This is a genomic window from Leclercia sp. J807, from assembly GCF_009734465.1.
In the GTDB taxonomy this organism is placed as follows: domain Bacteria; phylum Pseudomonadota; class Gammaproteobacteria; order Enterobacterales; family Enterobacteriaceae; genus Enterobacter.
Genome location: NZ_CP046446.1, coordinates 1,561,229 through 1,573,058 on the forward strand (window position 1 = coordinate 1,561,229; position 11,830 = coordinate 1,573,058).

Sequence of the window (11,830 nt, forward strand, 5' to 3'; positions counted from 1 at the left end):
GTGGGGATCGGTTCAAATATAGACTACAGACGTTGTTTAAAGTGGTAGTAGCGGCCCTGTTTTGCCAACAGTTCAGCGTGATTACCTTGCTCAATAATTTGTCCGTTGTCCATCACAATAATTTGATCGAAATCCGCCAGACCGCGCAGACGGTGCGTTACCATCAGCACGGTTTTGTCCTGCATCTCTTTTTTCAGTAAATCAAGGATTTGCCGCTCGGTAGTCGCGTCCAGCCCCTCGGTGGGCTCATCCAGTAGCATCAGCGGCGCATTGTGAAGCAGCGCGCGCGCAATGGCCAGGCGACGCAGCTCGCCGCCGGATAATTGACGGCCGCCTTCGCCAAGCCAGCTGTTGAGCCCTTCATCTTCCAGCAGCTTCTGCAGACCCACTTTTTCCAGCATCCCGCGTAACACCTCATCGGCAGCACCGGGCGCAGCTAACAGCAGGTTATCGCGAAGGGTGGCGCTGAAAAGATGAACCCGCTGCGGCACCACGCTTACCGTTTTGCGCAGCGCAGTCTCGCTCATCTGCATCAGAGGCGTGTCATTAAACAGGATCTGACCCTGCGCCGGATCCCATGCTCTGGTCAGCAGCTGCAGCAGTGTCGATTTACCGCAGCCTGTGCGACCCAGCACCGCCACATGGGCACCCGCGGGGATCGTCAGGTTAATGTGGTCCAGCGCGGGCTGCGCCTGCCCTTCATAGGCAAAACTCACATCCGAAAGGCGCAGGGCCAGTCGCTCAGGGACCGCTGATGCGGTCGTACTGAACTGCACTTCCGGCTGCTGGCCGGTAATCTGGGTGATACGCAGCGCGGAGGCCACCACCTGGCCCAGGTGCTGAAAGGCACCGGTCACCGGTGCCAGGGCTTCAAACGCCGCCAGCGCACAGAAGACAAACAGGGCGATTAACGGGCCTGGCTGCGCGTTATCGCCCACGCCGCCGGAAGCCATCCACAGCATCGCCATGACTGCGCCTCCGCCAATGAGCAGCATCAGCGCCTGCGAGAGGGCCGTGAGTTCCGACTGCTTGCGCTGGGCTTCGTGCCAGTTCAGCTCGGTATTTTCCATCTGCGCGCGGTAGCGGCGGCTGGCACCAAAGATGGTCAGCTCCGCCTGACCCTGTAGCCAGCCCGTCAACTGCTGACGATACTCGCCCCGCAGACGCGTCAGCTTTTCACCGGTCGGTTTGCCGGCGCGGTAAAACAGCGGGGGTAAGATAAAGAGCGTTGCGAGCATGATCCCGCCGAGCGTCAGCGCAATGTGAACGTCCAGCAGGCACAGCCCAAGGGTGACCACTACAATCACCACCAGGGCGCCCACCAGCGGAGAGATAACGCGCAAATAAAGATGATCGAGGGTATCCACATCAGCGACCACGCGGTTAAGCAGTTCCCCCTGGCGATAGCGTGCCAGTCCGGCGGGGGAGAGGGGGAGCAGCTTACTGAAGGTAGTAACGCGCAGGTGCTGCAACACGCGGAACGTCGCATCATGGCTAACCAGACGTTCAAAGTAGCGCCCGGCGGTGCGGGTGATTGCCGTACCGCGCACCCCGGCGGCGGGCAGCATATAGTTAAAGCTGTAGAGCCCGGCAAAACCGGCGACCGCCGAGGCAGAGAGGAACCAGCCGGAGAGCGTCAACAGGCCGATACTGGCCAACAGGGTGACAATCGCCAGCACCACCCCCAGCGTCAGCATCCACTTATGGCGCATATAAAGCGCCAGATAAGGCAGTAAAGCGCGCATCAAATCTCCTCCTGACGGTTTGCCAGCAGGGCCGCAAACGGCCCCTGTGCCGCCGCGAGCGTGGCGTAATCGCCCTGCTCAACAAGCTGACCATTGTCCATGACCCAGATCTGATCCCACCGGGAGATGCCCTCCAGCTGGTGGGTTACCATCAGCGTGGTTTGCTGCTGCGAGGCGGCATCAAGGGCCATCATCACGCGCTGTTCACTGTGCGCATCCAGGCTGGCGGCAGGCTCATCCAGGAGTAAAAGCTGACAGGGGTTAAGCAGGGCGCGGGCCACGGCAATGCGCTGCGCCTGGCCGACGGAAAGCCCCGCCGACTGATCGCCCACCACCGTATCCACGCCGTTCGGCAGCAGGGGCAGGAATTCGCTGACCCAGGCGCGGTCGAGCACCGACTGTAACTCTGCTTCGCTGGCGTCCGGGCGAGCCAGCAGCACGTTTTCCCGCAGCGTGGCCGCCGGAAGCTGCGGGTTCTGACCTACCCAGCTTAAATGGGTGCGCCACTCGTCAGGATCGAGCGCAGAGAGCTCGGCCTGGTTGATGCGCAGCGAGCCGCTGTAGGCCATAAAACCGGATAACGCATTCAGCAGGGAGCTTTTACCGGAGCCGCTGGTGCCGACCAGCACCACGCGCTGGCCTGCCGCGAGGGTAAAGTTCAGAGGGCCGGCAAGGACTTTACCTTCCGGCGAGAGCACGCAAAAATCTTCCGCTTCAATGCTGACCGGTCTGGTGGTGTTCAGGGTCACGTCGCCACGCTGCGGATGAGCCAGCGGCGTTTCAAGGAAGGTTTTCAGGCTGTCGGCGGCGCCCACCGCCTGCGCTTTCGCATGATAGAAAGTGCCCAGATCGCGCAGCGGCTGGAAAAATTCCGGCGCCAGAATTAACGCCAGAAAGCCTGCAAAAAGGGTCACGGCAGTACCGTAATGACCGAAATCAAGGGCGCCCAGATAGGAGAAACCGAAATAGACAGCAACCAGCGCAATCGACAGGGAGGTGAAGAACTCCAGCACCCCGGAGGATAAAAATGCCAGGCGTAACACTTCCATGGTGCGCTGACGGAAATCCTGGGAGGCGTGGCGGATATTGTCGGTTTCGGCTTCACCGCGACCAAAAATACGCAGCGTTTCCATGCCGCGCAGACGGTCAAGGAAGTGGCCGCTGAGGCGTCCGAGCGCCAGGAAGTTGCGGCGGTTGGCGTCGGCAGCACCCATACCGACCATCGCCATAAAGAGCGGGATCAGCGGGGCGGTGCCCAGCAGGATCAGCGCGGCGACCCAGTTGTAAGGAAAAATCGCGAGCACGATCAGCAGGGGAACGAAAGCGGCCAGCGCCATCTGGGGCAGATAGCGGGCGTAGTAGTCATGCATATCATCGATCTGTTCGAGGATAAGCGTCGCCCAGCTTCCGGCGGGCTTGCCCTGGATCCAGGCAGGCCCGGCCTCCTGTAGCCTGTCCAGCACCTGGCGGCGAATTTCATAGCGAATGTTCTGCCCGGCGTGGAAGCCCACGCGCTCACGCAACCAGACCACCCAGGCACGCAGAACAAAGACCAGAATCAACACAATGAAAGGCAGTAACAGCGCCTCGCGCGGGATATTTTCCATAATCATATGGTTAAGAATGCGGGCCAGAAGCCATGCCTGGCCGACAATCAACAGTCCGCTGATAAACCCCAAAAGACGGGAAATATTCAGCCAGCGGCGGGAAATAACGCTTTGCTTTTTAAGCCAGCGAGTTAACTCTTGTTGACGGGTTTTTTCCATTGCGTGCTTTGCAGGTGATGTTATTAGGTATTGGGCACGGCAATGTTACAACGCAGAGACGATAAAGGCGACTTATCGCCGCCTTATTTACGTTTGTTGCTGATTTGTAAAAATTATTTACTCTGATCGGCCAGTCCGTCGAGATATCGTTCTGCATCCAGCGCCGCCATACAACCGGTGCCTGCAGAGGTGATCGCCTGACGATAAATGTGGTCCATCACGTCGCCCGCAGCGAACACACCCGGGATGCTGGTCTGGGTAGCATTACCGTGAATACCTGATTGCACTTTGATGTAGCCGTTCTCCAGCTCAAGCTGGCCGTCGAAGATAGCGGTGTTCGGGCTGTGGCCGATGGCAACAAACAGACCTGCCACTTCCAGCGTTTCAACGTTGTCGGTGTTCTGGGTGTCACGGATGCGCAGGCCTGCCACGCCCATCTGATCGCCGGTCACTTCTTCCAGCGTGCGGTGGGTATGCAGCACGATATTGCCGCTGGCCACTTTGTCCATCAGACGTTTGATCAGGATCTTTTCCGCGCGGAAAGTATCACGGCGGTGAATGAGGTGCACTTCAGAGGCAATATTCGCCAGATAGAGTGCCTCTTCAACCGCGGTATTGCCGCCGCCGATGACCGCGACCTTCTGGTTGCGATAGAAGAAACCGTCGCAGGTTGCGCAGGCAGATACGCCGCGACCTTTAAATTCCTCTTCAGAAGGCAGACCCAAATAGCGGGCAGAGGCGCCGGTAGCGATGATCAGCGCGTCGCAGGTGTACTCCGCGTTGTCACCTGTCAGGCGGAACGGACGGTTTTGCAGATCGACCTTGTTGATGTGGTCAAAAATGATTTCGGTATCAAATTTGGCGGCATGCTCGTGCATGCGCTCCATCAGCAGCGGCCCGGTCAGGCCTTCAGGATCGCCTGGCCAGTTTTCAACTTCGGTGGTGGTGGTCAGCTGACCGCCTTTTTCCATGCCCGTAATCAGTACCGGTTGCAGGTTAGCGCGTGCAGCGTAGACCGCTGCGGTATATCCCGCAGGTCCAGAACCAAGAATTAGCAGCTTACTGTGTTTGGCCGTGCCCATGAGATCCTCATTGTTGTTGGCAGACATTTTCCCGGATTGTAGGGAATTTGTTGGCGTAAAAAAAGGGCGCAGCGATTTTGTTAACGATGTGTGTGATAGAAAGGGCCAATCAACGAGAGGGAAGAAAAGGTGATTTTATAACAATAATCATGGGTAATCGGTCGAAACGACGGCGATAAAATGAGGATTAATCGCCGGACGTAATGAATATCCGACATGTTGTACTAAAAATCGATGTTTTGCTTTGACAATCCCCTGCGCTTTTGCGAAAACATTCAAGGAAGAAAAAAAATGGTCTTTGTGTAACGCATAGTCATGCACAAAATCACCATTTTTACCGGGTCAGCGAAATCTACGCATGGTGTGGACAGATGCCATACGTGATGTTGATGGCCGCCTCTGGGCAACGGTCTTCATACCACATAACCCCAATCGGATCGCGCAAACTATAAAACAGGCGATGCGATTAACCGCGGGGAAAGACTCTGAACAGTGAAGTGCACAGGGTCCTGGCAGGAGTTAGGGAAGGAATACAGAGAGACAATAATAATGGTAGATAGCAAGAAGCGCCCTGGCAAAGATCTCGACCGCATCGATCGTAACATTCTTAATGAATTGCAAAAGGATGGGCGTATTTCCAACGTCGAGCTTTCAAAACGTGTGGGACTTTCCCCGACGCCATGCCTTGAGCGTGTGCGCCGACTGGAAAGACAGGGTTTTATTCAGGGCTATACAGCGCTGCTGAACCCGCATTATCTGGATGCCTCACTTCTGGTATTTGTTGAGATTACTCTGAATCGTGGTGCGCCGGATGTTTTTGAGCAATTTAATGCCGCCGTACAAAAACTTGAAGAAATTCAGGAGTGTCATCTGGTTTCCGGTGATTTCGACTACCTGTTGAAAACCCGCGTGCCTGATATGTCCGCCTACCGTAAGCTGCTGGGCGAAACCCTGCTGCGACTGCCTGGTGTGAACGACACCCGTACCTACGTGGTAATGGAAGAAGTCAAACAGAGCAATCGTCTGGTTATTAAGACGCGCTAACACGGAACAGGTGCATTATCAGCGTACTTTGATTACACTCCTGGTAATCCATACAGCAACAGTGTCGGGCTTCCCGGCACTGTTGTCCGTTTAGCACGCAGGCAGGAATTGCCTGATACCTGGAGAGCCTGTTTTGAGCCAGGAATATACCGAAGACAAAGAAGTCAATTTAACCAAGCTCAGCAGTGGACGCCGACTCCTTGAGGCGTTACTGATCCTTGTTGCTCTTTTTGCCGTCTGGTTGATGGCAGCCTTACTCAGTTTCAATCCCTCCGATCCCAGCTGGTCACAAACCGCATGGCATGAGCCTATCCATAATTTAGGCGGCGTACCGGGGGCATGGCTGGCTGACACGCTGTTCTTTATCTTTGGCATAATGGCGTACACCCTTCCCGTCATTATTATTGGCGGCTGCTGGTTTGCCTGGCGCCATCGCCAGAACGATGACTACATCGACTATTTTGCTGTCTCGCTGCGCCTGATTGGTGCGCTTGCCCTGATCCTCACCTCCTGCGGTCTGGCGGCGATTAACGCCGACGACATCTGGTATTTTGCCTCCGGCGGCGTGATTGGCAGCCTGCTGAGCACCGCGCTACAGCCGATGCTGCACAGCAGCGGTGGTACTCTGGCGCTGCTCTGCGTCTGGGGGGCGGGGCTGACGCTGTTTACCGGCTGGTCCTGGGTCACCATCGCCGAGAAAATTGGCAGCGTGATCCTCAATATCCTGACCTTTGCCAGCAACCGCACCCGTCGCGACGATACCTGGGTTAACGACGAAGAGTATGAAGATGACTACGAAGACGCGGAGCCGAGCGCTGAGCGTCGTGAATCTCGCCGCGCCCGCATTATGCGCGGGGCGCTGGCGCGCCGTAAGCGTGTGGCAGAGAAATTCGCCAATCCATTAGGCCGCAAAACCGACGCGGCGTTGTTCTCCGGCAAACGGATGGATGACGAAGAAGAGGTGGCTTATAGTGCCCGTGGCGTTGCCGCCGATCCGGATGATGTATTGTTCTCCGGTAATCGTGCGCTGCCGTCCGATTATGATGAGTTCGATCCGCTGCTCAACGGTCACTCAGTAGCTGAGCCCCTTGCTGCCGCTGCCGCCGCAACCACGGCAACCCAGGCCTTTGCTGCGCCGGTTGAACCGATCACCCCGACGCCTTCTGTGCCAGAGATGCCGCTGCAGCAACATGCGGTTGAATGGCAAGCGGAACCTGCTGCGCCTGCATCGCCGATCCCTGCGCCGGAGCCGGAACCGTATGTCGCCGCCGCGCAGCAGGAGTGGCAACCGCCTTATCAGCCTGAACCTGTCTACGCGCAGCCGCAGTATGAGCCGCAGCAGCAGCCTGTTTATCAGCCTGAACCTGTTTATCAGTCTGAACCCGTTTATCAGCCAGAGCCGGTCTATCAGCCTCAGCCTGTTGTCACCCCGCCGGTCGTCGAAGAGCCGCCGGTTGAAGAGGTGAAACCGTCCCGTCCGCCGCTTTACTATTTCGAAGAGGTGGAAGAAAAACGTGCCCGTGAGCGCGAACAGCTTGCGGCCTGGTATCAGCCGGTGCCCGAGGAGGCACAAGAGCCAGCCCCGGTTAAAGCCGCTGAAACCCCGACAATTCCGGTTCCCGCTGTGGAACCCGCTTCCGCCGTCGCTCCTGTTGCCGCAAGCGTACAGCAGGCAACAAGCGCAGGAGCCGCTGCGGCCAGCGCCGCCGCGCCGTTATTCAGCCTGGCAACCGGCGGCGCACCGCGTCCGCAGGTAAAAGAGGGTATTGGTCCGCAGTTGCCGCGTCCTAATCGCGTACGTGTTCCGACCCGCCGTGAACTGGCCTCGTATGGTATCAAGCTGCCTTCCCAACGAATGGCCGAAGAGAAAGCGCGTGAAGCCGGACGTCAGCAGTATGATGAACACTACGACGACGATGCCGATGCCGATGGAATGCAGCAGCAGGAGGAGCTGGCCCGCCAGTTCGCTCAGCAGCAACAGCAGCGGTACGGTGGTGATGAGTATCAGGCCCAGCCACAGTCCTTTGAAACGCAGGATGACGAAGATAGTGCCGCCGAAGCGGAGCTGGCTCGCCAGTTCGCCGCCACCCAGCAGCAGCGTTATTCCGGTGAGCAACCGACAGGAGCTAACCCTTTCTCACTGGCTGACTTTGAATTCTCGCCAATGAAAGATCTGGTGGATGATACGCCGAGTGAACCGTTGTTCACGCCTGGCGTGATGCCGGAAGCCGAGCCACCACGTCAGCCGGTGACGCCGCCCCAGCCGCAGCAGTCCGTGCAGCCACAACATGTTGCACAGCAGCAGCCCGTTCAGCCACATCAGTATGCAAAACCGCAGCAGCCTGTTCAGCCGCAGCAGTATGCACAACCGCAGCAGCCTGTTCAGCCGCAGCAGTATGCACAGCCTCAGCAGCCCGTTCAGCCGCCGCAGCCCGTGCAGCCGCAGCAGTATGCGCAGCCGCAACAGCCGGTACAGCCACAGCAGCCAGCCGCTCAGCCTCAGCAGAGCCTGATCCATCCGCTGTTGATGCGCAATGGCGACAGCCGCCCGCTGCAAAAGCCAACCACGCCGCTGCCGTCGCTGGATCTGTTAACGCCGCCGCCAACGGAAGTAGAGCCGGTCGATACCTTTGCCCTGGAGCAGATGGCTCGTCTGGTTGAAGCGCGTCTGGCCGACTTCCGTATTAAAGCGGATGTGGTGAACTATTCCCCGGGCCCGGTCATCACCCGCTTCGAGCTGAACCTGGCGCCGGGTGTTAAAGCCGCGCGTATTTCCAATCTCTCCCGTGACCTGGCGCGTTCGCTGTCGACCGTGGCTGTGCGCGTGGTTGAGGTGATCCCAGGCAAACCCTATGTGGGCCTGGAGCTGCCGAACAAAAAACGCCAGACCGTTTACCTGCGTGAAGTGCTTGATAACGCCAAGTTCCGCGATAACCCGTCGCCACTGAGCGTGGTGCTGGGTAAAGACATCGCGGGTGAGCCTGTGGTGGCCGATCTGGCTAAAATGCCGCACCTGCTGGTGGCAGGTACCACCGGCTCCGGTAAATCTGTCGGCGTGAACGCCATGATCCTCAGCATGCTCTATAAAGCGCAGCCGGAAGATGTGCGTTTCATCATGATCGACCCGAAAATGCTGGAGCTGTCAGTCTATGAAGGGATCCCGCATCTGCTGACCGAAGTCGTGACCGACATGAAAGACGCTGCCAACGCCCTGCGCTGGAGCGTCAATGAGATGGAGCGTCGCTACAAGCTGATGTCCGCGCTGGGCGTGCGTAACCTCGCCGGGTATAACGAGATCATCGCCGAAGCGGCGAAGATGGGGCGCCCAATTCCGGATCCGTACTGGAAACCGGGCGACAGCATGGATGCCGAACATCCGGTACTGGAAAAGCTGCCGTATATCGTGGTGCTGGTGGATGAATTTGCCGACCTGATGATGACCGTCGGTAAGAAAGTGGAAGAGCTGATCGCCCGCCTGGCGCAAAAAGCCCGTGCGGCAGGGATCCATCTGGTGTTGGCGACCCAGCGTCCATCGGTGGATGTCATCACCGGCCTGATTAAAGCCAACATCCCGACCCGTATCGCCTTTACCGTGTCGAGCAAAATCGACTCCCGTACCATTCTTGACCAAGGGGGCGCGGAATCGCTGCTCGGCATGGGGGATATGCTCTATTCGGGGCCGAACTCGACTTCCCCGGTACGTGTCCACGGCGCGTTTGTTCGTGACCAGGAAGTGCATGCCGTGGTGCAGGACTGGAAAGCGCGCGGTCGTCCGCAATATGTCGAAGGCATCACCTCTGACAGCGAAAGCGAAGGCGGTGGTGGCGGCGGCTTTGACGGCGGTGAAGAGCTGGATCCATTGTTCGATCAGGCGGTTAACTTCGTTACCGAGAAACGTAAAGCCTCCATCTCCGGCGTACAGCGCCAGTTCCGCATCGGCTATAACCGCGCGGCGCGCATTATCGAGCAGATGGAAGCGCAGGGCATCGTTAGCGAGCAGGGACATAACGGCAACCGTGAAGTACTGGCCCCGCCACCGTTTGAGTAACGGCCTCGATTGCAAAGATGGGTAAAGCAGCAAAAATTAAGCATTTTCTTCTGTCGCCTGCCTGCGGGCAGGTCCAGAATAGTGACAGAAACCCCCATTTCGGGAAGACGCTTTGTAAGGATGAACAATGAAAAAAATCGCAATCACCTGTGCATTACTCACTAGCTTTGTGGCAAGCAGCGTCTGGGCTGATGCCGCCAGCGACCTGAAGAGCCGCCTGGATAAAGTGAGCAGCTTCCATGCCAGCTTCACGCAGAAAGTGACCGACGGCAGCGGCAACGCGGTGCAGGAAGGCCAGGGTGACTTGTGGGTTAAACGTCCGAATCTGTTCAACTGGCATATGACCCAGCCAGACGAAAGTATCCTTGTCTCCGACGGCAAAACCTTGTGGTTCTTTAACCCGTTTGTTGAGCAGGCCACCGCCACCTGGCTGAAAGATGCGACCAGCAACACGCCGTTTATGCTGATTGCCCGTAACCAGTCCAGCGACTGGCAGCAGTACAACATCAAACAGACCGGCGATGAGTTCGTGCTGACGCCGAAAGGCAGCACGGGCAACCTGAAGCAGTTCACCATCAACGTGAGCAGCAACGGTACTATTAATCAATTCAGCGCCGTTGAGCAGGACGATCAGCGCAGCAGCTATCAGCTGAAATCCCAGCAGAACGGTGCGGTCGATGCATCGAAATTCACCTTTACCCCGCCGAAGGGCGTAACGGTGGACGATCAACGTAATAAGTAAGAGGCGTGAGTGAGCAACCTGTCGCTCGATTTTTCAGATAATGCATTTCAACCTCTGGCCGCCCGTATGCGGCCAGAAAATTTAGCGCAGTATATCGGTCAGCAGCATCTGCTGGCTGCGGGCAAACCCTTGCCACGCGCTATTGAGGCCGGGCATCTGCACTCCATGATCCTCTGGGGGCCGCCCGGTACCGGTAAAACGACGCTGGCGGAAGTGATTGCCCGCTATGCCGATGCCGACGTCGAGCGTATCTCTGCCGTCACCTCCGGGGTGAAAGAGATCCGTGAAGCCATCGAGCGTGCCCGGCAGAACCGTAACGCCGGTCGCCGCACAATCCTGTTTGTTGACGAAGTCCACCGCTTCAACAAAAGCCAGCAGGATGCCTTCCTGCCGCATATTGAAGACGGCACCATCACCTTTATCGGCGCGACCACGGAAAACCCCTCGTTTGAACTCAACTCCGCACTGTTGTCCCGTGCCCGCGTCTATCTGCTGAAATCGTTAACCACCGAAGATATTGAGCAGGTGCTGACCCAGGCGATGACCGATAAGGCCCGGGGCTACGGCGGCCAGGATATCGTTCTACCTGACGAGACCCGTCGGGCCATTGCAGAGCTGGTTAATGGGGATGCGCGCCGGGCGCTGAATACCCTGGAGATGATGGCCGATATGGCCGAAGCCGACGATAGCGGTAAGCGGGTCTTGCTCCCGGCGCTGCTGACCGAAATCGCCGGTGAACGTAGCGCGCGTTTCGATAATAAAGGCGATCGTTTTTACGATCTGATCTCGGCGCTGCACAAATCGGTGCGCGGCAGTGCGCCCGATGCCGCGCTTTACTGGTATGCGCGCATTATCACTGCCGGGGGCGATCCGCTGTACGTTGCCCGCCGCTGTCTGGCGATTGCCTCGGAAGATGTCGGTAACGCCGATCCGCGCGCCATGCAGGTGGCGATCTCCGCCTGGGACTGTTTCACCCGAGTCGGGCCTGCTGAAGGCGAGCGCGCCATTGCCCAGGCCATTGTCTATCTGGCCTGCGCGCCGAAAAGCAATGCAGTCTATACCGCGTTCAAAGCGGCAATGTCCGACGCCCGCGAGCGCCCTGATTACGATGTCCCGGTCCACCTGCGTAACGCCCCGACCAAACTGATGAAAGAGATGGGCTACGGTCAGGAATACCGCTACGCCCACGACGAGCCCAACGCCTACGCTGCCGGAGAGGAGTATTTCCCGCAGGAAATGGCACAAACACGCTACTATCGCCCGACAAACAGAGGCCTTGAGGGTAAGATTGGCGAAAAGCTCGCCTGGCTTGCCGGACAGGATCAAAATAGCCCTATAAAACGCTACCGTTAGGGCTATCGTTGCGGTAATGTTTGCAATTGTATCTTCGTGACCGCAGGCTG

Annotated in this window: 7 protein-coding genes; 4 read left to right on the top strand and 3 right to left on the bottom strand. The window is 57.8% G+C overall.

Annotation, left to right across the window (positions count from 1 at the left end; genetic code table 11):
* Positions 1–23: 23 nt before the first annotated feature.
* From cydC to trxB, 3 genes are all read right to left on the bottom strand, one after another.
* Positions 24–1,745, bottom strand: coding sequence for a cysteine/glutathione ABC transporter ATP-binding protein/permease CydC (cydC, locus tag GNG26_RS07265; RefSeq protein ID WP_156238292.1), 1,722 nt, complete (start codon positions 1,743–1,745; stop codon positions 24–26).
* The gene (cydD, locus tag GNG26_RS07270; protein WP_156238293.1) at positions 1,745–3,511 is read right to left on the bottom strand and encodes a cysteine/glutathione ABC transporter permease/ATP-binding protein CydD; all 1,767 of its coding nucleotides are present in this window, start codon (positions 3,509–3,511) and stop codon (positions 1,745–1,747) included. The genes cydC and cydD overlap by 1 nt, the downstream gene beginning before the upstream one ends.
* 113 nt (positions 3,512–3,624) lie before the next feature.
* Entirely contained in the window at positions 3,625–4,593 is a 969-nt protein-coding gene (gene trxB / locus GNG26_RS07275) for a thioredoxin-disulfide reductase (RefSeq protein WP_103178905.1), read from the bottom strand.
* Between the two features lie 549 nt (positions 4,594–5,142).
* On the opposite strand from trxB, the gene lrp reads away from it, so the two are divergent.
* The 4 genes from lrp to rarA all read left to right on the top strand — a co-directional run bounded on the left by lrp (position 5,143) and on the right by rarA (position 11,780).
* The gene (lrp, locus tag GNG26_RS07280) at positions 5,143–5,637 is read left to right on the top strand and encodes a leucine-responsive transcriptional regulator Lrp (protein ID WP_000228469.1); all 495 of its coding nucleotides are present in this window, start codon (positions 5,143–5,145) and stop codon (positions 5,635–5,637) included.
* A 133-nt stretch (positions 5,638–5,770) separates the two neighbouring features.
* Positions 5,771–9,685, top strand: coding sequence for a DNA translocase FtsK (gene ftsK, locus GNG26_RS07285; protein ID WP_156238294.1), 3,915 nt, complete (start codon positions 5,771–5,773; stop codon positions 9,683–9,685).
* 127 nt (positions 9,686–9,812) lie between these two features.
* Positions 9,813–10,427, top strand: coding sequence for an outer membrane lipoprotein chaperone LolA (gene lolA, locus GNG26_RS07290; protein ID WP_156238295.1), 615 nt, complete (start codon positions 9,813–9,815; stop codon positions 10,425–10,427).
* A gap of 9 nt (positions 10,428–10,436) precedes the next feature.
* Positions 10,437–11,780, top strand: coding sequence for a replication-associated recombination protein RarA (gene rarA, locus GNG26_RS07295; protein ID WP_156238296.1), 1,344 nt, complete (start codon positions 10,437–10,439; stop codon positions 11,778–11,780).
* The last annotated feature ends 50 nt before the right edge of the window (positions 11,781–11,830 follow it).